Raw genomic sequence first — 23,169 nt, 5'->3', positions numbered from 1 at the left:
GTCGAGCGGGCGACGTGCCGCGCTAGGAGAGGGCCTCCAAACCGCCCGCGATCGACAGGAGGCGGTGCTCGTCGTAGTGGCGTCCGATGAGCTGGATCCCGGCCGGGCGGCCCTTCGGCGCGGTGCCCGGCGGGACGGACACCGCCGGGTGCCCGGTGTGGTTGGCCAGCGAGGTCAACCGGACCATGGCGGCCACGGCATCCTCGGGACGCCCGCCCAGCTTCACGACCGTGCGCCCCATCTCCGGCGGGTCGATGGCGAGGGTCGGCAGCACGATGGCGTCGACCCTGCCGAGAACCCGGTCGACCTCCGCGCGCAGCGCCGGACGGCCGCGCTGGGCGGTCAGGTACTCCTCCGTCGTCACCGTCGCCCCGGCGGCGATGCCGTCCTTCATCGGCGGCCTGTAGCGGTCCTCGGCCGTGCCGAAGCGGCGCAGGTGGTAGGCGGCCATCTCGGCGGACAGCACCGGCCAGTGGACGGCCTTCACCCGCTCCTGGTCGGGCAGCTCCACCCCGACGATCTCCGCGCCCGCGTCGGCGGCGGCGGCGAGGGCGGCGCGGAAGTCCGCCAGCAGGTGCGGGTCGGTGACGCTCAGATACTCCTCGGACGGCACGCCGAGGCGCACGCCGCCGAGCCCGGCCGTGAGGGGCGTCGTCCCGGTGCCGCTGAGCAGGACGTCCAGCGTCGCCGCGACGTCGGCGGCGGTGCGCCCGATCGGGCCCGCGTGGTCGAGCGACCAGGCCAGCGGGACGATCCCGTCGGTCGGCACCAGGCCGTAGGTGGGCTTCAACCCGACGACCGCGCAGCACGCCGCCGGGATCCGGACGCTGCCGCCGGTGTCGGTCCCGACGGCCGCGAAGCACATCCCGGCCTGGACGGCGACCGCCGACCCGCCGCTGGAGCCGCCCGCCGTGCGGGTCCGGTCGAACGGGTTGCGGGCCGGGCCGAGCGTGGTGAGCGCGAACTCGTCCATGGTGGTGGTGCCGACGATCACGGCCCCGGCCTGCTTCAACGCGCCGACCAGCGTCGCGTCCCGGCCCGCGAGGCGTCCTTGCAGGACGCGCGAGCCCGCGTCCTGCGGCAGGCCCGCCAGCGCGACCATGCTCTTGACCGCGACGGGCACGCCGTCGAGCGGGCCCAGCGGCTCGCCGCGCGCCAGCCGCGCCGTCGCCGCCCGCGCCTCGTCGCGGGCCTCGTCGGCGCGGACGTGCGCGAACGCGCGCAGCTCCGGCTCGGCCTCGACACGGCGGAGCGCGTCGTCGGCGGCGTCCATCGGGGTGACCTCGCCACGGGAGTACAGCTCGCGCAACTGGCGGATGGTCAGGTCGTCGGGCAGGACGGTGGGCATCGGGGCCTCCTCAGACGCTCTCGGAATCGGCGTGCCAGACCCGCTCCGCGCCGACCCAGGTGGACAGGACGGGGACGTCCGCGAGCGCCTCCGGCTCGACGCCCAGCGGGTCCTCGCCGAGCACGGTGAAGTCGGCGAGGCGGCCCACGGCGACGCGGCCCTTGTCCGCTTCGTCGCCGGACGCCGCCGCCGACCCGGCGGTGTAGACCTCCAGCGCCTCGTACGGGGTGAGCCGCTGGTCGGGGCCGAGGACGGTCCCGTCCTGCGCGCGGCGGGTCGTCATCGACCGGAGCGCGAACAGCGGTTCCAGCGGTCCGCACGGGTAGTCGGACGACCCGGCCACGGTGATCCCCGCGTCGCGGAACGTCCGGTGCGGGGAGATGCGCGCGGCGCGCTCCGTCCCGTAGTGCCGGACGAGGTTGTGCCCGTGGTAGGAGATGAACGCGCCGAACGGCACGGGGATCACGCCCAGCCGCCGGATCCGCTCCACCAGCTCGGGATCGACGACCGAGCAGTGCTCGATGCGGTGCGTCTGGCCGGGACGCGGGGGAGTCGCGGCGGACGCGGCCTCGATCGCGTCCAGCACCTTGGAGATCGCGAGGTCCCCGTTGGCGTGGACGGCGAGGCGGCTGCCCGCCGCGTGCACCCGGTGGACGACCTCGGCGATCTCCTCGTCCGGCATGACCTGGATCCCGGCCGTCCGCTCGCCGAGCGTGCCCAGGTACGGGGCGCGGCACAGGCACGTCCCGCCGGACACCGCGCCGTCCGTCATCATCTTCACGCCGGTGAACCGCAGCATCGAGTCGCCGAAGCCGGTGCGCATGCCGAGGGCCCGCGCGGGCTCGAAGAACTCGTACCAGAGCAGCATCCCGACGCGGGCGGTGAGCGCGCCCGCGTCCCGCGCGGCCTGGTAGAGCGCCCAGTCGGCGGGGTGGACCATCGCGTCGGTCACCGAGGTGATCCCGGCCGCGTTCATCCGGGCGAGCATGCGGCGCAGCGACTCGACCCGCGCGTCCATGGTCGGCTGCGGCACCAGCGGCGGGCGCGACCCGTGCCCGAGGTAGCCCTCCATCCACGCCCGCTCGTACAGGACGCCGGTCAGCCGCCCGCCGTCGCGGACCAGCTCGCCGCCGACCGGGTCGGGGGTCGTCTCGTCGTATCCGGCCGCCGCCAGCGCCCGCGAGTTCGCGACCGCGCCGTGGTACGAGTAGTGGATGATCAACACCGGGTGCCGGGTGGAGACGCGGTCGAGCAGCGCCCGGTCGACGCTCGGCCCGTCCTCGGTGCGGGACACGTCGAAGTTGTGGCCGACGACCCACTCGCCCTCGGGCGTCCGCGCCGCGCGTTCGGCGAGCGCCCGCCGCACCTCCTCCGCGCTGCCGGTGACCGAGGGCGCGAGGTCGACGTAGAGGCCGCCGTCCGCCAGCACGGACGGGTGGGCGTGCGCGTCGTCGAACCCGGGCAGCAGGACGCCCGAGCCGAGGTCGACGTCCTCCGCGTCCGGGAAGCGGTCGCGCAGGTCGCGGCGCGTCCCGACCGCGGCGACGCGCTCGCCGAGCGTGGCGACGGCCTCGGGCTCGTCGCCGTTCATGGTGACGATCCGGCGGGCCGAGAAGATCTTCACGCGGGACGCGCTCATACGAGCCCCGCCGAGTCGAGCAGCTTGAGCACGGGCACTCCGATCAGGGTGATGACGGTCATCGACATGACGCTGCCGATGAACGGATGGAAGTCGGCGGGCAGCCGCACCGCGATGGCGCGGGCCAGCGGCGGCCCCGCGACCGCCCCGGCCGCCGACGCGAGGACGATCACCGGCCAGCCGCCGCCGACCGCGATCACGGCCGCCGGGACGAGGGAGACGACCGGCACGAACGTCGGGTACCAGCCGTGCCGCCGCCACTGCTCCGAGTACAGCCAGACGGCGAGCACGGCCGTGAGGATCTGCGCGGTGAGCAGGTCGGGGAACACGCCGCTGCCGTACGCGGGCCCGGCCGTGTTCACGACCCAGCCGAGCACCGCGCCGCCGATCAGCCCGAGCGACGCCCACTCGTTCCCGTGGAACTGCGCCTCGCTGAAGTCGGCGAGCGCCCGGCGCGGCAGCCACGCCCTCGGCTCCTCCCGCCCGGCCGCCTCCGGCGCGGCCGCCTCCGGCGGGGGCGGCGGGACGGTCATCCAGGGCAGCCCCCGGCAGACCGCGAACGCGAGCAGAGCGCCGACCCACATGCCGGTGACGTTCCCGATCACCGCCGGGAGATCCAGCGGCGTGCAGAAACGCTCGACCACGAGGATCGACACCGGCGTCGTGAGGACGGCCCCGAGCCCGGCGGCGGTCAGCGCGACCCGCCACCCGGCCCCGTATATGAGGACGACCGAGGGCGCCACCGACACGAACGGCACGAACGTCGGCTGCCAGAGGTCGGGCGCGAGCGTCCAGCCCCACAGCAGGTTGGACAGCAGCAGCGAGAGCCCGGACGCGGCGAGCAGCCACGGCCACAGGCCGGTGCCGTAGGCGATGTCGAAGCCCCTGGCCCGCAGGCGGCGGCGCGCCGCGTAGTGCGCGCCCGCCGCGAACAGCAGGAGCCCGAGCCCGGCCAGCGAGGTCTTGTAGAACTGCGCCTCGTTGGTGTCGCCCAGCACCCAGACGGCCCAGGCGCGCAGGCCGCGTCCGGCGGGACTCGCCGCCTCCGGCGGCGCGGCGGGCAGGGCGTCCTCCGCCGCCTTCATGATCACGTTGAGCAGGACGGCGCCGCCGCAGAGGAGGAGGGGCCAGGCGACCGGCCGCGTCCGCCGCGGGGTGAGGATCCCGGTCGCCATGCGCACACCTCCCGGCTGGGAACACCGTCTGAGCAAACGTTTGGCTATAACGTTTGCACAATAAGAGACTGCTAACCTGGGACCTGTCAAGAGCCGTGCGCGGAATCGTCCGGCGAGTGGATGGCCAGGGGATTCGGGTGGTCATGCGAGGGGCGGCCCCGCAGGAGGCCGGCGGCCCGGCGCCGCGGGCGACGCCCGGCCGGGCGACGCTGAAGACGATCGCCGAGCTGACCGGGCTGCACGTGTCGACGGTGTCCCGGGTCCTGAACGGCACGACCAGCGGGGCGCGGGCCGCGTCGGCGGCGACCGCCGAGCGGGTCCGGCAGGTCGCCCGCGAGGTCGGCTACGTGCCCGACATCCAGGCGGCCGGGCTGCGGCGGCAGAGCACCCGGCTGCTCGGCGTCATGATGGCGCGGCTGACCGACCAGGTGCTCGCCTCGATCTACGAGGGCGTCGAGCGGGCCGCGACCCGGCACGGCTTCCACACCATGGTCAGCAACTCCTGGGACGACCCCGCCACCCGCCAGGCGCACGTCGAGATGCTGCTGTCCCGCCGGGTCGACGCGATGATCTTCGGGGACGCGCACGTGGACGGCGCGTTCGTCGCCGAGTTCGCCGCGTACGGCGTCCCGTTCGTGCTGGTCAACCGGCGCGCCGCCGACCACCCCTCGGTCACCTGCGACGACCTGCTCGGCGGCCGGCTCGCCGCCGAGCACCTCTACGCGCTCGGGCACCGCCGGGTCGGGGTGGTGGCCGGGCTGCCGTACGCGGCCAACGGCATCGACCGCACGGCCGCCTTCACCCGCTACTTCGCCGACCGCGGCCACCCCGTGCCGGCGCACCGGGTCGTCCACGCGAGCTTCGACGCGGCGGGCGGCGCGCTCGCCGCCGAGCGGCTGCTGGCCGACGACCCGCATCCGTCGGCGATCTTCGCGGTGAGCGACTTCGCCGCCATCGGCGTGCTCGGTGTGCTCCGCGAGCGCGGCCTGCGCGCCGGCCGGGACGTCGCCGTCGTCGGCTTCAACGACGTGCCGATCGCCGCGCAGCTCACGATCCCGCTGAGCAGCGTCCGCTCGCCGATGGAGCAGGTCGGGGCGCGGGGCGTCGACCTGCTCGTCAGCATGATGCGCGGCGGGGAGCCCGAGCGGGTCACGCTGCCGCCCGAGCTCCAGATCCGCGAGTCCAGCGCCCGCCCCTATACGGGCGGCTGACCGTCCTCAGCGCACCTCGGGGATGACCTCGGCCGCGAACCGCTCCATCTGCTCGGCGTCGTCGAAGAGCGGGGTGAGGAGGACGAGTTCGGCGCCCGCGTCCACCACGTCGCGGATTCCGCGCACGCAATCGTCCGGCGGGCCGGTGACGGCGACGGGAAGCAGGTCGCCCGACCCGTAAATGCGTTCGAGGGCGGCGGCCGACCTTTCCCGCGCGCGGTCGGCGTCGTCGTCCATTCCGACGTAGACGCGCTTGGCGATGCGGAAACCGGCGGTGTCGCGGTCGGATTCCGCGAGCGCCTCCCGGACGATCCCCACCTGCTCGACGAATTTCTCGGTCGTCGTCGAGCCCGCCCCGAAGAACCCGTCGCCGTGCTCGACGGCGCGGCGCAGCGCGTTCGGATGCCGGGCGCCGAACCAGATCGGCGGATGCGGCTTCTGGAACGGCTTCGGCTCCATCGCCGCGTCGTGCAGCTGCCAGAAACGCCCGTCGAAATCGATGGACGGCTGCGTCCAGCACGCCTTCATCAGGTTCAGGCCCTCGACGAACCGGGTGATCAGGCCGTCCGGGGAGACGTTGAACGCCGAGAACATCCGGCCCTGCCCGCCCGAGCCGACGCCGACCTCGACGCGGCCCCGGCTGAGCTGGTCCAGCGTGCTCAGGCTCTTCGCCAGATGGACGGGGCTGTGCAGCGGCGTCACGAGCACCGAGCAGCCGAGCCGGATCCGCTCGGTGCACGCGGCGGCGAACGTCATCGCCTCCAGCGGGCTCGACCGGGCCGCCTTCCCGAGCACCTGCTCCTGCGTCCAGGCGCTGTCGAAGTCGAGTTCCTCGGCCCGCCGCATGAACGCGCGGAACTCGTCCGGGTCGAACTTGTGGTCGTCGAGGTCCTGCGGAATGGAAATGGCGAAGCGCATGTCATCCACCGGTATTCGTGAGCGGCCGGTCCGGCCGGTACGGAGCGAGTTCGGGTGCGGGATCGCCGTCGATCTCCCGGTCGATCAGCCTGGCGAGATGGGGCGCCAGTGTTATCCCGCTGTGGGTGACGGCGGTGTAGAGGCCGGGCGCCTGCGGGCCGATCAGCGGATATCCGTCGATCGGCAGCGGGCGGACGCACCGCCGCATTTCGGCGACGTCCGCGTCCAGTCCCGGGATGACCGCCCTGGCACGGGAGAGCAGCTCCTCGCCGACCTCTTGGACGCGTTCCGGCGAGACGGACTCGTCGATGCCGGCGTCCAGTTCGACGGCCTCCAGCACGAGCCCTCCGTTTCCCGTCGCCCGTGCGGACAGGCCGGGCGCGTGGACGAGTCCGTTCAGCACGCTATCCGTCGCCGTGGTGGTCGCGACGAGGCAGGGTGCGGCCGAGCCGGGCGCGGCCGGGTCGACCAGCGGGAGGTCGAGCCCGGCGGTGCCGAGGAGGGCGGGGCTGTGCCGTCCGGCGGCGCAGACGGTGAGGTCGGCGGGCACGTCCCGGCCGTCGTCCAGCCGGACGCCGGTCACCCGGCCGCCGTCGAGCGTGAGGCGCACGGCGCGGTGTCCGGTGACGACCTCCGCGCCCGCGTCGTGCGCGCGCCGCACGAGGCCGCGCGCGGCCGGTTCCCCGTGGATGTGGCCCTCGTCCGGGAAATGCGCGATGAACGCGTCGTCCGGGGCCTGGACGTGCGGTTCGATCGCCCGGAGCCGTTCGGCGTCGATCTGCTCGGCGGCATAGCCCAGGGCGGTAAGGCGCCTTACCCGGTCCGCTAATTCGGCCTTCGCGCCGCCGGTCGCCCACACGGTGTTCCCCGTGGGGCGGTACCAGTCCGGGTCGCCGAGCCCGGCGGCCAGGTCGCGCCAGGTGCGCAGGGCCTCCGTCCGGAACCGGTAGTACACCGGGTCGTGAGGATCGTTCGCGTTCAGCCAGGCATAGCTCGTGCCGGACGTCCCTCCACCCGGCCATAGCTCCTCGACGATGGTGACATCCCGGTCCGGGCGGGTGAGCCGGTCGGCCAGCGCGGCCCCCACGATCCCCGCGCCGACGATGAGAATCCGCATGCCACCACCCTGGCACCCGGTCCCGGCGGCGGACAGCCCCGCCCCGTCCGCGCGTGCCATAACCCACGGCTATAGGCGGGTGGGATTGGGCATCGCCCCCCGCGCGGGTCAGCATGTGATGGAGTCCACAACCCGAGGAAGTGGCACGATGCACTCCGAACCATCGTCGGCGTCAGGCGCCCGACCGCGCACGGATCAGCAGAGCGACGACGATCTCTGCGATCAGGAACTGGCCCGGATCAGGGCCGAGTTCAACAGCACGCCGGCGGGTGGATGGGGGATCGTGCTCGACCGGCGCAGCCGCCGCTGGACGGCCGTGCGCGGCGTCGGCGGCGGCAGCCTGATCGTCCACGCGGGCAGCGCCGACGAACTGCGCGAACGCATCACCACCGGCCAGTGGACGATGGGCGCCGTCCCCGGCGCTCGCTGACCCCGAGGACCGCGGCCACGACCGTCTCCCAGTCGGCCCGCTCCAACCCGTGTCCTGCTCCCTCCAACGGAACGAGCGCCGCGTCCGGAATCACGTCCGCGAGCGCCTCCCCATGGCCGATCGGGAACATCGGATCGGCCGTCCCGTGAAGCACCACGGTGGGCACGTCGATCGTGGAGAGCGCTCCCCATTCCCGGTCGTCGTCCGGTAGGGAATCGTGGTTCCGCGTGGCCGCGAAATCGCGGGCGCGCGCCACGTCGCGGCGGATCAGAGCCCGCGCCGCGTCCTCGTCGAAGGGCCGCTCGGCTCCGGCGAGCATCCGCGCGAAACCGACCTGGTATTCGACCACCGAGTCGGCGTCCGACCAGTCGACGTCGGCGGTGGAGAGGAAACGTCCGAAAGCCTCGGCGGGCGGCGGCAGTTGACGTCCCGGCGGCACCGCCGCCGACGTGCTGACGAGCGTCAGCGAGAGGACGCGGCCGGGACGGCCGAGCGCGAGGAGCTGCGCCAGGCCACCGCCCGCCGAGACGCCGACGACGTGCGCGGCCGGGACGCCGAACGCGTCGAGCACCCCGGCCGCGTCGTCGACCAGGTCGGAGCCGGTGTACCCGGGACGTCCCGGCGGCCAGGCCGCCGAGCGTCCGGTGTCGCGGTGGTCGTAGCGGATCACGTGCCGCCCGCCGGACGCGACGCGGCGGCAGAACTCCTCGTCCCACCACAGCATCGACGCGCCGAGGCCCATCACGAGAAGGACCGCGGGGTCGGCAGGGTCGCCGAACTCCTCGGCGCAGAGTTCCACGCCGTTCGCCTGGATGAAACGTTCCGCCATGGCGTCGCGCTAAGGCTTGCGGCCGACGGCGCAGTAGAAGTCCATGTCGCGGTCGGCGTAGAGGGTGCCGGCGTCGGGACGCCATTTCGGCAGCGGGACGAGCCCCGGTTCCAGCAGTTCGAGGTTCTTGAAGAAGCGCGTCAGCCCGGCGGCGCTGCGCATCACGATCGGGGTCGCGCCGCTGTCGTTCCATTTCTGGGCGACCTCGTCCATCGCCTCGGTGTTGGTCTCGTTGCTCGGACAGGCGATCGCGAGATGGCTGCCCGCCGGGAACGGTTCGAGCAGCCGGTCGACGACCGTGTACGCCTCGTCGGTGACGCTGAACTCCAGAATGCCCATGAGCGTGATGAGGACGGGCTTGGAGAAGTCGAGCGTGCGCGCCGCCTCGGTCAGGATCGTGTCGGGGTCGTGCAGATTGGCGTCGATGTAATCGGTGGCGCCCTCGGGCGAACTGGTGAGCAGCGCCCGCGCGTGCGCCAGCACGATCGGGTCGTTGTCGACGTACACGACCCGGCTTTCCGGGGCGAGCCGCTGCGCGACCTGGTGGGTGTTGTCGTTGGTGGGAATTCCGGTGCCGATGTCGAGGAACTGCCGGACGCCCTCGCCGATCACGTGGCGGACCAGGCGGCCGAGGAACTCGCGGTCGGCGCGCGCCCACAGCACCACCTCGGGAATGGTCGCCTCGAGCTGGTCGCCCACTTCCTGGTCGGCGGGGTAGTGGTCCTTTCCGCCGAGCCAGTAGTCCCACACACGGGCCGGGTGAGCCACGCTCGTGTCGATCTGGATCTCCGGCTCCTGGCCGGGGGCGTACGGGTCGCCGGTCACGACTTCGCCTCCCACTGTCGCGGTCGTTCAGGGCTGCGCCCATCGGGCATGAGCGTGCTGGGCGCCAATTCTCGCCCGGTCGTGGGGAATGTGCAATGAAAGTGGCGACCGGGAAAGAATATGACCCGACCCGTTCCGGTTCCGGCTCAGCGGAGCGCGGCGAGCAGTTCCGTCAGCACGCGCTCGGTGTCGGCGGGCGGGGCCGCGTTGACCGACAGCCGGTCGAGGTGCCGCTTGTAGACCTGGAGGTCGGCGGTCTTGTCGAGGTAGAGCGCGCTGGTCAGCTGCTCCATGTAGACGACGTCCGGCAGGTCGGGCTCGGCGAACCGCAGCAGCGAGAACGGGCCGACCATCGCCGTCATCGCGCTGCGCGCGGGCGGCACGATCTGCAGGGTGACGCGCTTCGAGCGCACCACGTCGAGCAGGGCGCCGAGCTGGTCGCGCATGGTGTCGGCGTCGCCGATCGGACGGCGCAGGGCGGCCTCGTCCACCAGCGCCCACACCTGCGGGGGCGCGGCGCCGGCGAGGATCCGCTGCCGCCGCATCAGCACGTTCACCCGGCACTCGATCTCGTTCGAGGACGCCATCGGATGCATGATCTGGAGCGCGGCGCGGGCGTAGTCCTCGGTCTGGAGCAGCTTGGGGACGAGCCGCGTCTCGTGCACGCGCAGCGTCGACGCCGCCTCCTCCAGCCCGATGTACACCTCGAACCAGGGCGGCAGGATGTCGCTGTAGCTCTGCCACCAGCCCGGCCGGTTCGCCCGCTCGGCCAGGTCGAGGAGGGGTTCGCGCTCGTCGTCGGCCAGCACGCCGTACAGCGTGAGCAGGTCGGCGACGTCGCGCTTCTTGAACCCGACCCGGCCGAGCTCCAACCGGCTGATCTTGGACGCGGAGGCGCGGATCGCGTCGCCCGCGTCCCGGGGCGAGATGTCCCGCGCCTCGCGCAGCCGCCGCAACTGGCCGCCGAGCAGGATGCGCAGCACTGTCGGGCCGCTCACGGCGGGGTGGTGGACGAGTCGTCGCGGCTCCGGGACGCCGTCCGGTCGGGGTGCGTTCACTTCCGCTCCTACGCACTACTGTGCGGCGCGTATCGACAGCGTTCTGTGACGTCCAGCGTAGTGCCGACACGCCGCCGAAGCGGGCGACTTTGCCCATCAGTGACGCAGACCTCGCGCGGCCCGTCCGGTCGCCCGCGGGGCTACCCGTCCGGCTGCCCGGGGGCGTCGTCGAGGTCGGGCAGCACCCGGAGGGCGACCTCCAGCGCGATGTCCAGGATCTCGCTCTCCTCGGCGCCGAGCTCCTGACCGGTCATCACCGCGATGTTGACGCTGAGCACCGCCATCCGCGCGCGGATCCGGTCGCGGACGGACGCGTCCGGCCCGATCAGGATCGTCACCAGCTCGGTCAGCCGGCTCGCCATGCCGGTGCGCAGCGGCGCCAGTGCCTTGATCGACTCCTGGTTGGCGACGGCGAGCCTGATCAGCTCCATCCGCCGGTGCCGGGTGGCGTTCGCCCACCGGGTGAGCACCTCCCGGCGCAGGTCGGGGGACGGCGGCTGCGACGCGGCCCAGGAGATGATCTCGTCCCAGGTGGCGAGGTGCTCCTCGAACAGCGTCCGGATGATCTCCTCTTTGCTGCTGAAGTGGTAGTAGAGGGCGGGCTTGGTGATCTTGAGCTGCTCGGCGATCTCCCGCATGGTGGTGGCCTCGTAGCCGTTCCTGGTGAACAGCGCGAGGGCGACCTTCTCGATCTCGGTCTTGGTCTCGCTGCCGGTGCGCCGACGGTAGACCTCCGTCGGCGGACTCATCGGCAGGGCCCGGTGGTACCGGCGGTGACTTCAGGCAACTTCATCAGCCTCACGAAGACGGACGGAGTGCGCGCGTTCGGCGCGCCGCAACTCCTCGGGTGTGGTCTCCACCCGCGCCATGCAGGCGCGGAGGACGGGTGGTGCCATCAGCGAGGTCACGATGGCGACCAGGATGATGATGGTGTACATCTCGGGGCTCAGCACGCCGAGCCGCAGCCCGACCATCGCGATGATGACCTCGATGACGCCGCGCGCGTTCATCCCGGCGCCGAGCGCGGCCGCCTCCCAGCGGCCGAGCCTGCTGAGCCGGGCCCCGAGGTAGGCGCCGAGGAACTTGCCGACCACCGCGGCGGCCAGCACGCTCACGCCGACGAGCAGGACCTTCGGACGGCCGAGCGCGGTGAGGTCCATGCGGAGCCCGGCGGTGGCGAAGAACAGCGGCGCGAAGACGGCCCGGACGACGCCGCGCAGCGGGCCGAGCTTCGCGTGGTCCAGGGCCGGGCTCCGGCCGATCACCATGCCGGCGACGAGCGCGCCGAACACCGCCTCCAGCTTCATCGCCTGGGTGGCGGCGGAGCTGAGCAGGATCAGGGTCGTCACGACGGCGATCGTGGTTCCGCCGCCGCCGGCCCGGCGGTCGGAGGCGTCCGCCAGCCGAAGCGCCTTGCCGACCAGCGGGTAGGCGAGCAACGCGCACACGATGACGAGGCCCAGGTAGCCGAAGGAGAGCGCGACCTCGCCCGCCCGGACCCCGGTCGTCGCCATGGCCGAGACGACCGACAGCAGCAGCCAGCCGACGATGTCGTCGATCAGCACAGCGCTCAGCGTCAGCTGGCCGATGTCGCGCTGGAGGAGGTTCATGTCCATCAGCGTCTTGGCGAGCACCGGGATGGCGCTCACCCCCATCGCGACGCCGAGGAACAGGACGAACGTGCTCCGGTCGGCCCCGTCCGGGACGAACGAATCGGGCAGGGCGAGCCCCGTGAGGACGCCGAGCGAGAGCGGGATCGCGATCCCCGCGATGCTGACCCGCGCCGCGGTGGTCCCGTAGCGGCGGGCGAGCCCGAGGTCCATCGAGATGCCGGTGAGGCCGACGAGCAGCAGCACGCCGATCTGGCCCGCCGCGTCCAGGAGGTGGAACTGGGCGGCGTTCCGCGGCAGCAGCCAGTCCGACAGCTCGGGGGAGAGCTGGGCGAGGACGGACGGCCCCGCGATCACCCCGGCGCACAGCTCGCCGACGATCGGCGGCAGCCTCAGCCGGGACGCCAGCTCGCCGAGCAGCAGGGCCAGCAGGAGCAGCAATGCCACCTGCAACAGAAAGATCATGAATTCGCGCGCCCCCAGGGGCGCCACCGGGCCGACCGCGAATGCCATTTTCCTCCTCGGCCGAACGCGCCGTTTCTCGGTCGAAAATCAGTGCCCGAATAATATAAGCGTGATTTTCGCCGCAAAACCCCTATTCAGGGGAACCGGGACCCTTGTCCCGGCCGTCTAGGGGTTGTCGTCCGGTCGCGCTGAGTCAGCCTTCGGGGCGGCCCGTCGCATGCTCTCCCGGACCGGCGCAGTGGGCGGCCAGCTCGGGTTCCTCAGCCCCGGTGCGCAGCCTGCCCGGCAGGTCGGACCGCCGGTTCACGTTGAGCTTGCGGTACACCCGGGTGAGGTGCTGCTCGACGGTGCTGACCGTGATGAAAAGGATGCTGGCGATCTGCCGATTGGTGTGGCCGCGTGCGGCCAGGTCGGCGACCCGCCGTTCCGCGCCGCTCAGCTCCTCCGGCGAGTGCCCGCCGCCGAGGTCGTCCTCCTCCTCTTCCAGCGAAACGTCCGACGCCATTTCCGGAGGCGGAATATGGATCGGCGACAACTGTTCTTCCGGAACGCCGCATTCTTCGGCGAGGCGGCGCGCGCGGGCGGCCGTCTCCGCCGCCTCGGCCCGTTGGCCGAGCATCTGGTGGGCCTGGCTCAGCGCGGCGAGCGCGCGGGCCAGCTCCCAGCGGTCGCCGCACCTGTCGAGCGTGGCGACCGCGTCCTTCAGCAGGGGGAGCCGGTCGACCGGGTCGCTGGCGGCGGCGAGCACGCCGAGCGAGACGCCCCGGACCTGGGCGTGCTCGGAGGTCAGCCGGGCGAGTTGCTCGTGGACGAGCCCGCGCGCCTGCCGCCGCCGTCCCATGGCGAGCAGCGCGCGGGCCGCGTCGGTCCGCCACGGGACGAGGATGGGCAGGTCGAGCCCCCACTTCACCATCAGCTCGCCGCACATCTCGAAGTCGCCGAGCGCGGCCTGCCCGTTGTCGGTGGCGAGCTTGCACCGTCCCCTGGCCTGCATGTAGTGCAGGCCGAGCGGGGTGCGGAGCAGCACCTCCGGCACCGGCATCGCGAGGTAGCGGGCGGCCTCCAGGTACTTGCCGAGCGCGGTCGTCGCCACCAGCATGATCGTCACCGGCAGGCCGATGAACATGCCCCAGTCCTGCGGGGAGATCAGGTTCAGCGCGGTCCTGGCGGACGTCTCGGCGGCGGCCATCCGGCCCTGCCGGACCTCGATCGCGCCCCGGATCGCCCACAGCAGCGCCTGCTGCGCGAGCGCGTGCCGGTTCGCCGGGGTCATGATCAGGGCGTCGCACCAGAGCGCGGCCTTGTCCAGCTCGCCCGCGAAGATCAGCGCCGCGACGGCCGCGAACGTGGAGGCCATCGGGGTGTTGCTCCACTGCGCGCCCTGGAGGACCTGCTCGGCGGCGACGACGGTGTTGTCGTCGATGTCGCCGTCGAGGGCGTCGGTGAGGACGTCGGCGGCGCGCAGTTGGCCGAGGGCGCGGAACGAGACGAGCCCGGCGGGCTGGGGAACGCTCCAATCGGGTCGCAACGCCCCAAGGTGCTCAGGGAACAGGCAACACACCCAAAGCCGCAGCGTTTCGAGCCCGACCTGGGCCTCGTCGCCGGGAGTGCCCTGCGCCGGGCGCCGTTCGAGGACGGTCAGCAGCCCGACCACCTCGTCGAGCCGGCCGTGCCAGATCAGATGGCCGATCAGGGCGGACACGTCCTGCCAGCTCAGCCGCCCCTCCTGCGCGTGCAGGATGAGCTCGGGCAGGTGCCGGGCGGCGGCGGACGGCGAGACCCGCCACTCGGCCCGGACCAGCGCGGCCTTCAGCGCCGCCCGCTGCTCGTCGTTGGTGGCGAGGTCGTGCGCCCGCCGGAGGAACTCCAGCGCCCGGCCGATCGCGCCGTGCTGGAGGGCCTCCTGCGCCGCGTCCTCCAGGACGGGGACGACCCACGGTTCGTCGACCTGGTCGGCGCCGAGCAGGTGCTGCGCCAGCACCGTGACCGACGCGCCGTGGTCGTGCAGGACGCGGGCCGCGCGCCGGTGCGTCGCGGCCCGGTCGGCGGCGGTGATCGTGTCGGAGATCGCGGACCGGACGGCGTCGTGCCGGAACCGCCCGCCGGTGAGCAGGCCGACCGCGGTCAGGGTGCCGACGGCCCGGCCGACCGACTCGGGGTCGAGGTCGAGCACCTCGGCGAGCGCCGCCGGGGCGACCTCCTCGCCCAGCAGATTCAGCGCGCGGGCGACCTGCATGGTCTCGCTGCCGCACCGGTACAGGCACGCGGTCACGGCCTGGGTGAACGCGTCGCCGAGCGGGACCTCGGACGACACCGAGCCCTCGGCCACCGAGGTGGGGAGGTGGTCGTCCAGCAGGGCGTGCACGAGCAGCGGGTTGCCGCCGCTCAGCGCGTGGAAGGTCGGCGCCAGCCGGAGCGCGGCGGACCGCCCGTAGGTGGTTTCGAGGAGCCCCGCCACCCCCTGCTCGGAGAGCAGGCCGAGCCGGATGGTGCGGCAGTGCGGCTGGCGGGAGAGTTCCGCGCGGAACTGCAGATAGTGCCCTTGGACGCGCCGGTCGCACTGGCTGAGGATGATCAGCAGCCGGGTGGTGCGCATGCGCCGGACCAGGTAGAGCAGGCATTCGAGGGAGAACGGGTCGGCGTAGTGGACGTCGTCGATCCCGATGATCACTTGGCGGTTCTCGGCCAGGTGGAGAATGAGATTGCAGAGGCCGCGCAGCACATGCGGCGGCGTTCCGGTCGGGGGGTGTTCGGGGGACCCGGCCCGCGCGGCGGAGTGGACGCCCTCGTCGATGAGCCGGGCGACGTGTTCGGTGGTCTCGGCGGGCAGTTCCATACCGTGGAAGAGCTGCGCGATGACACCCAGGGGCTGGCCCTGTTCGGTGCGCGAGGCGATGGCCTCCAGAAATACGGCCCCTACTTCTCTGACCTGCTCGGCGAACTCTTGCAGCAGTGCCGTCTTTCCGGTCGCGGGCGCCCCGCTGATCAGCGCCAGTGAACCGTCGCCGTCCCCCTGGCCGGCGAATGCGTCGGCGAGCATACGAAGATCGTTATCTCGTTCGACCAGCCTCATGAGGAGCCCCCGGTCAAGTTCCCGCACGTAACCGAACCGAATTCTAATTCCCTGCGCAGTCGCCCCCGCGCGGTGCCAGGCATCATGCTTAATTACCGGTAAGTCTATCAGCGGGCTTCCGGCGCGACCAGCGGTGATGTGGGCCCGGAATGGATCGGGCGGCGGCCGATGAGGCTCTGAGCAGGTATTCGCAAAGGTTGACCTGGAGTGGACCGAGATCTGGGAACTTGATCACAGAGTCAGGGTCGATTTGTTTCGGTCATCGAGTTGGGGCGTTGTGGCCGGGCCCCATCGGGAGGGCCGATGTTATGGCAGCCGCTGACGCTACTCGGCCCCCTGAATCGCCTTAGGGGTGGAGTAAGGGTGCTAGGGGTGTTCCGTTACAAACCGTGATATTCGCATCATTGATGCGGTGTGGTCGACACGGACCACCTTCGGGAGTTGGAGGGTCTGTCAAATGAGTGAAGCCGACAGCAGGTCCGCCGGCGCTCGCGCGGCGGAGCCCGGAACGGTGGAGGCCGCGCTCGTCGGCGGCCCCGCGGACATCCCCGAATCGACGCGCCGGTGCCGGGCGGACGCCGGCGCGCGGACGATCAAACTGGCCCACCGCGGAGGGTACGAGCACTTCGAGTTGGTCGACGCGGCGGACGCCGCCGCGGACGGACCCGCGGTCTTCCGGTGGACCACCAGGACCAAGATCGCAGAGTGACGAGGCCGGTCCACAGGCCGAGAAAGGACCAGCACATGCCACGCTCCCGCGAGGACGACCGTTGGATACGCCGGTTTCATCCGGACGGTCCCGGTGACGTCCAGCTCGTTTGCTTCCCGCACGCGGGCGGTTCGGCGAGCTACTACTTCCCGATGTCGAAGGCCATGCCGCCGGAGATCGACGCGCTCGTCCTGCAGTATCCGGGGCGCCAGGACCGCCGTCACGAACCGCCCGTCGACAGCGTCCCGCGGCTGGCCGACCAGATCTTCGCCGTGCTCGCGGACCGGCTGTCGCCGCGGTTCGCGTTCTTCGGCCACAGCATGGGCGCGGTCGTCGCGTTCGAGGTGGCGCGCCGGTTCGCCGCCGAGCGGGGCACGGCGCCGCTGTGGTTCTTCGCCTCCGGGCGGCGCGCGCCGTCGCGGCGGCGGGCCGGGACCGTCCACACGATGGACGACGCCGAGCTGATCGCCGAACTCGGCCGGGTCGGCGGCACCGACGCGCGGCTGCTGCGCGACGAGGAACTGCTCGCGTCCATCCTCCCGGCGGTGCGCAACGACTACCGGGCCATCGAGCGCTACGCGTGGACGCCCGGACCACCCGTGGACTGCCCCGTCACCGTCCTCGTCGGCGAGTCGGACCCGCAGACCACGGTGGACGAGGCCATCGCGTGGCAGGAGCACTTCACGGGGACGTGCGACCTGCGCGTCTTCCCCGGCGGGCACTTCTACCTTGAGGACGCGTCCGCCGAGGTGATCGACACCGTCGTCGGAACGCTCGGCGCCGCGCGGGCGCTTGGGGGGAGCAGAGCGTGAGGTACGAGCTACTCGGGCCGATGCGGCTGGTCGACGGGACGGGGACGTCCGCGATCAGCGCGCGCAAGGTCGAGACGGTACTGGCGGTGCTGCTGATCCGCTCCGACCAGGTCGTCTCGTTCGACCGGCTGATGGCCGAGATCTGGGGCGACGGGCTGCCCCGCCGGGCCACCGCCGGGTTGCACGTCTACGTGTCCCAGCTCCGCAAGTTCCTGCGCCGTCCGGGCCGGGCGGACAGCCCGGTCGCCACCCGGGTGTCGGGCTACATCCTGCACAAGGGCGTCGACGAGATCGACTTCCACGTGTTCCTGCAGCTCATGAACCAGGGCCGGGCGCACGCGCGGGAGTGTCGCCACGCGGAGGCCATCGCCTGTTTCGACGACGCGCTGAACCTGTGGCGCGGACCGGTCCTCGGGGGCCTGCGGTCCGGTCCGATCGTCGACGGCTTCGTCACCTGGCTCACCGAGTCGCGGCTGGAGTGCATGGAGCTGCTGATCGACGCGCAGTTGCAGCTCGGCCGGCACCGGGAGCTGGTCGGGCGGCTCTATTCGCTGGTCGCGGAGAATCCTCTGCGAGAGACCTTCTACCGTCAGCTCATGCTCGCCCTGTACCGGTCGGAGCGGCAGGCGGACGCGCTGAAGGTCTATCAGACGGCGCGGTACACCCTCAGCCAGGAGTTGGGGCTCGAACCGTGCCGGGCGTTGCAGGATCTCCAGCGGGCGATCCTCGCTGGTGATCGCGGGCTCGACGCCTGCGCCATCTGAGCGCGGCCCGGGCCGTCCCCGCCTCCCCTTCGCGACAGGGAGGCGGGGATCACTGGTGCGAGGGGTCCGGGCGGGGTCAGGAGCGGTTTCGGGAGAGGCGGCCGCGGGCGCGTTCGGCCTTCAGGAGCAGGCCGATCAGCCCGCCGGCCGGGGAGCGGACGTTCCGGCAGCGGAACAGGGACGCGACCGTCCAGAGCTGCGTCTCGCGCTGGTGCCCGGGACAGCCGTGGACGTCGTCGTGCTCGACGAGTTCGAGCCGCCGCACGTTCTCCCGCAGCAGCCGGACGTCCCCGGGCGGGATGATCTCGTCGCGGAGGCTGGCGGTGTAGCAGACGGGGACGTCCAGCTTGGCGAGCCGCGCGGCGGACAGCGCCCACTCGCCGAGCCCGCCCGCGACCTCGCCGGACGGGACGCCGATCATGTGCGCGAGGGCGTCCACGGTGATCCGGGGCAGCCGCCGCTGCCAGCCGGTGTCGGTGAAGAACTCGCCGACCGGCGCGCCGACCGTGATGACGCCCCGCAGCCTCGGGTCCTCGGTCGCGCAGCGCAGCGCCATGTGCCCGCTGAAGCTGAGCGCGATCGCGTAGGTGTCGGCGACGTCGGCGCGGCCGGCGACGGCGTCGAGGATCGCGGGGAGCATCCGCCAGGAGTCCGGCTCGTAGCGGAGGCCGTTCTCGCCGGTGCCGGGCATCTCGGTGACGAGCCCGGCGACGCCGAGCCGCCGCATCCCGGCGAGCAGCGGCGCCCACTGCTCCTTGACGGTGACGATCCCGCCCATGATCACCAGCAGCGGCTTCGGGTCGGCGGCGGACAGGCCGCTCGCCCAGCACCGCACCGTCCCGCCGTCCGCCTCGATGGTGAGGAGTTCGACGTCCTGCCGCTCGGCCGCCCACCGGTCGATGGAGCGGACGCCGCGTTCCAGCGCGTCCTGGCGGTCGGGGCCGTCCACGAACGGGAACCTGGCCATCGTGTAGTGGCGGGCGGCGTCGAGGTGGCGGCCGCGCCGTTCCAGCGCCTCGCCCGCGCGGACCCATTCGCCGACCCAGCTCCCCGGGCCGCCGCCCTCGTCCGCCTCGATCCGGTCGAGCAGCTCGCGGTAGCCCTTGATGCGCTGGCCCTGGGCGTGCGCACCGACGTAGCGCTTCAGTTCCTGGACATCGTTCATTCCCGCCCCTCCCCGGCCACGGGAGCCAGGTCGGGGGGCAGGTCTGCGGGCTTGACCGTCTCCAGGGCGTCGCGGAGGTCGGCGAGGACGTCGGCCGCCTCGGCGCCGTCGATGACCCGGTGGTCGAACGTGAGGTTCAGCCGCATGACCGGCGCGACCGCGACCCGCCCGTCCCGGACGACGGGGCGGTCCGCGGTGCGGCCGAGCCCGAGCGTGATCGTCGTCCCGCCGACCGAGTGGAAGCCGTCGACGGGACGGTGCGCGAGGGACGTGACGGCGAACGTGCCCATGGTCGCGGAGCGGCGGCGCAGCGGCCGCACCCCGGCGCGGAACGCGAGCGTGCCGAGCGGCCAGGGGAGCCGCCGCAGCAGCCGGGCCCCGGCGAACTCCGGCATCGTCTCCGGGTCGCCGTCGCGGAACCGGTCGAGCCGCTCCTGGATGTCGTCGAGGCTCGCACGCTCCAGGCCGTCCAGCACGGCGGAGAGGACGACGCGTTCGCCGCCCAGCGTCCGGTCCATGGTGAACTTGCCGTTCACGGTGTCGTACCGCGCGACCCTGGGCCGGACGCGGCCGCGGATCGCCGCGTTCGCGGCGGGCCGGGCGGCGAGCACCCGCGCGGCGGCGTGCAGCACGTACGACGTGGTCGAGTAGTGGCGGCCCGCGGCGTGCGCGGCGGCCCGGTGCGCCCGGACGCCGGTCATGTCGACCTCGGTGTCGAGGTGGACCGGCGCGAACGACCGGATCTCGTCGAGGAAGCGCAGCGTGGGGCGGCGCTCGCGGGCGATCGGCGCGACGCTCACGGCGCCGTCGTCCGGGTGTCCGTCCGGGTGCCCGTGGGGGTGTCCGTGCGGGCCAGCCCGAAGATCTCGGTGAGCGTGCTCGCCTCCAGGAACCAGCTCAGCGGCAGGCTGCGGCCGGTCCGCCGCTCCAGCAGGGTGAGCAGGGAGAGGACGTGCACGGAGTCCCAGCCGGGGACCTGGTCGAGCGGCGCGGCCAGGTCCTCGTCGGTCACGGGTAGTCCGAGCTCCTCGCGCAGCAGCGCGCGGAACTCCTCGATGGTGTTCACGAACCTTCGCCTCCAAGGCCGTTGATCAGATGGATGTGCTCCGGGGGGTCTGGGATGTCGGCGAGGTCGTGGTCGAAGCGCGCGGCCGTCCCGTCGCCGTGCTCGTCGCCGCCGGCCGGGACGAAGCCGTTGCGCTGGTAGAAGTCCGCGACCTTGCCGTTCTTCGGGCTCGTCCGGTAGTGCCCGGACACCCGGGTCGCGCCGGTGCCGTGCGCGTGCGCGAGGACGGCCGCGAGGCACGCCTGCTCGATGCCGCGGGAGAACACCCGGCAGCTCAGCAGGAAGTTGTCGATGTGGAGCGTGGCGCCGTCGCGGCGCAGGAACAGCGCGCCGACGACGCCGTGCTCGCCGAACCGGTCGCCCGCCTCGACGGCGAGGACGGACGTGTCCGGGCCGTCCAGCAGGGCCCGCACGTCGGACGGCTGGAGCCTGACCGTGGTCAGGTTGAACTGGTTGGTCCGCAGCGTGATCTGGGAGAGGCGCGGGACCTGCGCCTCGTCCGCTTCCGCGATGCGCACCTTGAGGTCCAGGCCCCGCAGGTAGTCGGCGAGGGAGTCGAAGGTGTCGAGGAAGTCCTTGCGGTCGAGTTCCGCGCGGTAGCGGCCGACGCGGGCGTGGTCCTCGTCGGTCAGCGCGCGGGCGTCGAACCAGCCGTCCCGGAGCAGGGCCTCGACGTGCAGGGCGGGCTCCTCGTCCACCGCGACGACGGCGACGCCGGGCAGCGCGTGCCGGACGAGGCCGCGCTCGTAGGGGCTGTCGTCCACGAACACGAACGAGTCGACGCCGATGCCGAGCGCGGCGGCCAGCTCGGTGAGGTTCTCGTGCTTCGGACGCCAGTTCGCCACGATGCGGACGAGGTCGTCCTCGCGCAGCGTCATCCCGGGCAGGTCGCGGAACGCGGCGGCGACGGGCTCGGGGTCGTTCTTGCTGACGACGGCGAGCAGGACGCCCTGCGCGCCGATCTGCTTGACGGCGCGCTGGAACGCGGCGAACGCCTCGCCGCGGTAGCCGTCCGCGACCTCGATGCCCTCCGGTCCGGCCTCGCCGACGATGCCGCCCCAGACGGTCCCGTCGAGGTCGAGGACGAGCGCCTTCTTCGTCCGTCCGGTGACGTGCCGGGCGAGGTGCCCGACCTGGCGGGCGTACCGGGCGAGCAGGCCGGGGGACAGGTGCGCCTTCGCGTACTGGCTCAGCCTCGGGTCGGTCGCGGCCTCGCCCTCGGCGACGAGCGGGTCCAGGTCGAGGACGGTCACCGCCGGGAACCGCTCCGCGAGCCGCAGCAGCCGGACGTTGAACTCGCGCCACAGCACGCCGAGCCGGGCCCGCGAGCCGTGGTCGACGAGCTGGGCGGCGAACCGGTGCGGCAGCGGGACGGTGTTGAGCACCAGCGTCCCGCGTCCCGACTCCTGGAACCGCTCCGCGAGCCGTTCGACCAGGCCGGCCTTCTCGCGGGTGACGCGCTCCACGTCGTCCGGCCGCCAGGGCAGCGGCAGCTCGTCGAACACGATCATGTGGTCGAGCACGCACAGCGTCAGGTCGGGCCCGGCCGCGTACAGCCCGCTCTCCGGGTCGCCGAGGTCGAACACCCAGCCGTCGAAGTCGGAGACGAGCGGGCGGGCGAGCAGGCCGTGCCTGGCCAGCTCGGCGGTGAGCGGCGGGACGAGCTGCGCCAGCGTCCCGTGCCCGGTGACGGCGACGGTCACGGCCGGGACGCCGGGATGGGCGGCGGCGACCTCGTCCGGGTCGAGCCGGGCGAGCAGCCGCCCGGCGGTGACCAGCTCGGCGCCGGACAGCTCGGCGAGCAGCCCCGGCACGGCCGGGTAGCGGTCCACGAGCTTGCCGCTGCGGTGCAGGTCGAGCAGGGTCTCTCGGCTGTCGGAAGTGTCCATGGGGGTCAGACCTTCTCCAGTGCGAAGCCCGCTTTGATCCACTTGCTGGACTCGACGGCGACGGCGGCGGCGCGGTCGCCCGCGACCATCCGCGGCAGCGCCCGTTCGAGCTGGAAGAACGGCAGCGCGTTCCCGGTGTTGCCGGTCTCGGCGACGCAGGAGACCTCGTGCGCGCCCGGCACGTCGAGCCGTTCGACGATGCGGGCGGTCATCCGCCCGGAGAGCTGCGGCGGCAGCAGGTAGTCGAGGTCTGACTCCTTCCAGTCCAGGTCGTCGAGCAGCTCGTCGAGCGCCTCCGCCGCGAGGACCGGGACGGACTCCTCGATCGCCTTGTAGTCCTCGCCGATCGGCCGGTCCCCGCCGGTGCGCCCGCGCTCCCCGTACCAGGCGACGGTCTGCCCCGGCGCACGGCCGAGCCCGGCGAGCTTCAGCAGCACCCCGCGCAGCACGGCGCGGCCGGGCACGGGCTCGGTGCTGAGCACCATCGCGCCCGCGCCGTCCCCGAACAGGACGCCGTTGATCTGCTCGGCGGGGGTGAGCGTGGCGGGGTCGACGGTCACGTCGAGGTGCTTGGCGCAGGAGTCGGCGCCGAGGACGAGGGCGGTCCGGCCGCGTCCGGCGCGCAGGAGCTGGCAGGCCACGTCGATCGCCTGCACGGCGCCGGTGCAGCCGGACTGGAGCTGGTAGGCGGGCAGCCCGTCGATGCCGAGCCGGTCCGCGACCATGTTGACGGTGGCGGGCATGAGCATGTCCGGGGACGACGTCGCCAGCACCATCAGGTCGACCTCGCCGGGGGCGACGCCCGCGTCGTCCAGCGCCTTGCGGCCCGCCGCCGCGCCGAGGTCGGTGAGCGTGTGCCGGACCTCGCCGGTGCCGAGATCGACGGCGAAGTGCCTGGTCCTGGTGCCGACGAAGTCGTCGATCCAGGTCTCCCAGGCGCTCGGCATGGAGAACCTGCGGGTCAGCGTCGCGTTGTCGACGGCGGGCCCCGGAAGTGTCGTCGCGACCGAGCGTAGCCGGATGTCGGGGACGGTCATCGGGCACCTTTCCTGCACGTTTTCGGCTT

Annotated in this window: 21 protein-coding genes; 5 read left to right on the top strand and 16 right to left on the bottom strand. The window is 72.7% G+C overall.

Annotated elements, in window-relative coordinates; all coding sequences use genetic code 11:
• Positions 1 to 22 precede the first annotated feature (22 nt).
• Genes FXF68_RS03160 through FXF68_RS03150 form a run of 3 tightly spaced genes read right to left on the bottom strand, consistent with a single transcriptional unit; the run spans position 23 to position 4,162 of the window.
• Positions 23 to 1,348: an amidase gene (locus tag FXF68_RS03160; protein ID WP_148757364.1), complete on the bottom strand. Its 1,326-nt coding sequence runs from the start codon at positions 1,346 to 1,348 to the stop codon at positions 23 to 25.
• Between the two features lie 10 nt (positions 1,349 to 1,358).
• On the bottom strand, positions 1,359 to 2,987 hold the full coding sequence (locus tag FXF68_RS03155; RefSeq protein ID WP_148757363.1) for an amidohydrolase: 1,629 nt from the start codon (positions 2,985 to 2,987) through the stop codon (positions 1,359 to 1,361).
• On the bottom strand, positions 2,984 to 4,162 hold the full coding sequence (locus tag FXF68_RS03150; RefSeq protein ID WP_148757362.1) for a hypothetical protein: 1,179 nt from the start codon (positions 4,160 to 4,162) through the stop codon (positions 2,984 to 2,986). Before FXF68_RS03150 ends, FXF68_RS03155 begins: the two co-directional genes overlap by 4 nt.
• Positions 4,163 to 4,305: 143 nt before the next feature.
• On the opposite strand from FXF68_RS03150, the gene FXF68_RS03145 reads away from it, so the two are divergent.
• A complete protein-coding gene (locus FXF68_RS03145; protein ID WP_148757361.1) occupies positions 4,306 to 5,373 on the top strand; it encodes a LacI family DNA-binding transcriptional regulator in 1,068 nt (355 codons plus the stop codon).
• A 6-nt stretch (positions 5,374 to 5,379) separates the two neighbouring features.
• Here FXF68_RS03145 and FXF68_RS03140 read toward each other — a convergent pair whose 3' ends face one another.
• Positions 5,380 to 6,291: an LLM class flavin-dependent oxidoreductase gene (locus FXF68_RS03140; RefSeq protein ID WP_148757360.1), complete on the bottom strand. Its 912-nt coding sequence runs from the start codon at positions 6,289 to 6,291 to the stop codon at positions 5,380 to 5,382.
• Between the two features lies 1 nt (position 6,292).
• Entirely contained in the window at positions 6,293 to 7,408 is a 1,116-nt protein-coding gene (locus FXF68_RS03135; protein ID WP_187437688.1) for an NAD(P)/FAD-dependent oxidoreductase, read from the bottom strand.
• Between the two features lie 148 nt (positions 7,409 to 7,556).
• Between FXF68_RS03135 and FXF68_RS03130 the strand changes: the two genes are divergently transcribed.
• Positions 7,557 to 7,838: a hypothetical protein gene (locus FXF68_RS03130; RefSeq protein WP_148757358.1), complete on the top strand. Its 282-nt coding sequence runs from the start codon at positions 7,557 to 7,559 to the stop codon at positions 7,836 to 7,838.
• On the opposite strand, the gene FXF68_RS03125 is transcribed toward FXF68_RS03130, so the two are convergent.
• The 6 genes from FXF68_RS03125 to FXF68_RS03100 form a co-directional block, all read right to left on the bottom strand.
• The gene (locus tag FXF68_RS03125; protein ID WP_148757357.1) at positions 7,792 to 8,667 is read right to left on the bottom strand and encodes an alpha/beta fold hydrolase; all 876 of its coding nucleotides are present in this window, start codon (positions 8,665 to 8,667) and stop codon (positions 7,792 to 7,794) included. The genes FXF68_RS03130 and FXF68_RS03125 overlap by 47 nt on opposite strands.
• Positions 8,668 to 8,676: 9 nt before the next feature.
• Positions 8,677 to 9,492 (bottom strand): SAM-dependent methyltransferase, encoded by an 816-nt coding sequence (locus FXF68_RS03120; protein WP_148757356.1) that lies wholly within the window; start codon positions 9,490 to 9,492, stop codon positions 8,677 to 8,679.
• A gap of 146 nt (positions 9,493 to 9,638) precedes the next feature.
• Positions 9,639 to 10,550 (bottom strand): helix-turn-helix domain-containing protein, encoded by a 912-nt coding sequence (locus FXF68_RS03115; protein WP_246178218.1) that lies wholly within the window; start codon positions 10,548 to 10,550, stop codon positions 9,639 to 9,641.
• A 140-nt stretch (positions 10,551 to 10,690) separates the two neighbouring features.
• Positions 10,691 to 11,299, bottom strand: a complete 609-nt coding sequence (locus tag FXF68_RS03110) for a TetR/AcrR family transcriptional regulator (protein WP_148757355.1) — start codon at positions 11,297 to 11,299, stop codon at positions 10,691 to 10,693.
• 30 nt (positions 11,300 to 11,329) lie between these two features.
• A complete protein-coding gene (locus tag FXF68_RS03105; protein ID WP_148757354.1) occupies positions 11,330 to 12,673 on the bottom strand; it encodes a cation:proton antiporter in 1,344 nt (447 codons plus the stop codon).
• Between the two features lie 145 nt (positions 12,674 to 12,818).
• Positions 12,819 to 15,698, bottom strand: a complete 2,880-nt coding sequence (locus FXF68_RS03100) for a helix-turn-helix transcriptional regulator (RefSeq protein ID WP_281292148.1) — start codon at positions 15,696 to 15,698, stop codon at positions 12,819 to 12,821.
• A gap of 457 nt (positions 15,699 to 16,155) precedes the next feature.
• Here FXF68_RS03100 and FXF68_RS03095 point away from each other — a divergent pair, with 457 nt between their 5' ends.
• The 3 genes from FXF68_RS03095 to FXF68_RS03085 are packed head-to-tail and all read left to right on the top strand — an operon-like array spanning position 16,156 to position 17,983.
• Positions 16,156 to 16,407 carry a DUF5988 family protein gene (locus FXF68_RS03095; protein WP_148348641.1) on the top strand — a complete coding sequence of 84 codons (252 nt, stop codon included), beginning with the start codon at positions 16,156 to 16,158 and terminating at the stop codon, positions 16,405 to 16,407.
• A gap of 35 nt (positions 16,408 to 16,442) precedes the next feature.
• Positions 16,443 to 17,219, top strand: coding sequence for a thioesterase II family protein (locus tag FXF68_RS03090; RefSeq protein WP_148348642.1), 777 nt, complete (start codon positions 16,443 to 16,445; stop codon positions 17,217 to 17,219).
• The gene (locus FXF68_RS03085) at positions 17,216 to 17,983 is read left to right on the top strand and encodes an AfsR/SARP family transcriptional regulator (RefSeq protein WP_148757352.1); all 768 of its coding nucleotides are present in this window, start codon (positions 17,216 to 17,218) and stop codon (positions 17,981 to 17,983) included. The genes FXF68_RS03090 and FXF68_RS03085 overlap by 4 nt, the downstream gene beginning before the upstream one ends.
• 76 nt (positions 17,984 to 18,059) lie before the next feature.
• On the opposite strand, the gene FXF68_RS03080 is transcribed toward FXF68_RS03085, so the two are convergent.
• From FXF68_RS03080 to FXF68_RS03060, 5 genes are read right to left on the bottom strand one after another with little or no spacing between them, the layout of a single operon-like run.
• On the bottom strand, positions 18,060 to 19,148 hold the full coding sequence (locus tag FXF68_RS03080) for an alpha/beta hydrolase (protein WP_148757351.1): 1,089 nt from the start codon (positions 19,146 to 19,148) through the stop codon (positions 18,060 to 18,062).
• The gene (locus FXF68_RS03075) at positions 19,145 to 19,948 is read right to left on the bottom strand and encodes a 2-oxo acid dehydrogenase subunit E2 (RefSeq protein ID WP_148757350.1); all 804 of its coding nucleotides are present in this window, start codon (positions 19,946 to 19,948) and stop codon (positions 19,145 to 19,147) included. The genes FXF68_RS03080 and FXF68_RS03075 overlap by 4 nt, the downstream gene beginning before the upstream one ends.
• Entirely contained in the window at positions 19,945 to 20,214 is a 270-nt protein-coding gene (locus tag FXF68_RS03070; protein WP_148757349.1) for an acyl carrier protein, read from the bottom strand. Before FXF68_RS03070 ends, FXF68_RS03075 begins: the two co-directional genes overlap by 4 nt.
• Positions 20,211 to 22,103 (bottom strand): HAD-IIIC family phosphatase, encoded by a 1,893-nt coding sequence (locus tag FXF68_RS03065; protein ID WP_148757348.1) that lies wholly within the window; start codon positions 22,101 to 22,103, stop codon positions 20,211 to 20,213. Before FXF68_RS03065 ends, FXF68_RS03070 begins: the two co-directional genes overlap by 4 nt.
• A 5-nt stretch (positions 22,104 to 22,108) precedes the next feature.
• Positions 22,109 to 23,140, bottom strand: coding sequence for a 3-oxoacyl-ACP synthase III family protein (locus FXF68_RS03060; protein WP_148757347.1), 1,032 nt, complete (start codon positions 23,138 to 23,140; stop codon positions 22,109 to 22,111).
• Positions 23,141 to 23,169: the final 29 nt, after the last annotated feature.

The sequence above is a fragment of the Actinomadura decatromicini genome, from assembly GCF_008121305.1.
Lineage (GTDB): Bacteria > Actinomycetota > Actinomycetes > Streptosporangiales > Streptosporangiaceae > Spirillospora > Spirillospora syzygii.
The sequence above is the reverse complement of the archived record's forward strand: the minus strand, read 5'-3'. Positions and strand labels throughout refer to the sequence as shown.

Bases quoted from the DNA above. Each gene is read 5' to 3' on its own strand.
- FXF68_RS03155 (WP_148757363.1), bottom strand. From the start codon at position 2,987: ATGAGCGCGTCCCGCGTGAAGATCTTCTCGGCCCGCCGGATCGTCACC.
- FXF68_RS03105 (WP_148757354.1), bottom strand. From the start codon at position 12,673: ATGGCATTCGCGGTCGGCCCGGTGGCGCCCCTGGGGGCGCGCGAATTC.
- FXF68_RS03110 (WP_148757355.1), bottom strand. From the start codon at position 11,299: ATGAGTCCGCCGACGGAGGTCTACCGTCGGCGCACCGGCAGCGAGACC.
- FXF68_RS03145 (WP_148757361.1), top strand. From the start codon at position 4,306: ATGCGAGGGGCGGCCCCGCAGGAGGCCGGCGGCCCGGCGCCGCGGGCG.
- FXF68_RS03080 (WP_148757351.1), bottom strand. From the start codon at position 19,148: ATGAACGATGTCCAGGAACTGAAGCGCTACGTCGGTGCGCACGCCCAG.
- FXF68_RS03065 (WP_148757348.1), bottom strand. From the start codon at position 22,103: ATGGACACTTCCGACAGCCGAGAGACCCTGCTCGACCTGCACCGCAGC.
- FXF68_RS03100 (WP_281292148.1), bottom strand. From the start codon at position 15,698: ATGAGGCTGGTCGAACGAGATAACGATCTTCGTATGCTCGCCGACGCA.
- FXF68_RS03090 (WP_148348642.1), top strand. From the start codon at position 16,443: ATGCCACGCTCCCGCGAGGACGACCGTTGGATACGCCGGTTTCATCCG.
- FXF68_RS03160 (WP_148757364.1), bottom strand. From the start codon at position 1,348: ATGCCCACCGTCCTGCCCGACGACCTGACCATCCGCCAGTTGCGCGAG.
- FXF68_RS03140 (WP_148757360.1), bottom strand. From the start codon at position 6,291: ATGCGCTTCGCCATTTCCATTCCGCAGGACCTCGACGACCACAAGTTC.
- FXF68_RS03125 (WP_148757357.1), bottom strand. From the start codon at position 8,667: ATGGCGGAACGTTTCATCCAGGCGAACGGCGTGGAACTCTGCGCCGAG.
- FXF68_RS03135 (WP_187437688.1), bottom strand. From the start codon at position 7,408: ATGCGGATTCTCATCGTCGGCGCGGGGATCGTGGGGGCCGCGCTGGCC.
- FXF68_RS03130 (WP_148757358.1), top strand. From the start codon at position 7,557: ATGCACTCCGAACCATCGTCGGCGTCAGGCGCCCGACCGCGCACGGAT.
- FXF68_RS03150 (WP_148757362.1), bottom strand. From the start codon at position 4,162: ATGGCGACCGGGATCCTCACCCCGCGGCGGACGCGGCCGGTCGCCTGG.
- FXF68_RS03060 (WP_148757347.1), bottom strand. From the start codon at position 23,140: ATGACCGTCCCCGACATCCGGCTACGCTCGGTCGCGACGACACTTCCG.
- FXF68_RS03095 (WP_148348641.1), top strand. From the start codon at position 16,156: ATGAGTGAAGCCGACAGCAGGTCCGCCGGCGCTCGCGCGGCGGAGCCC.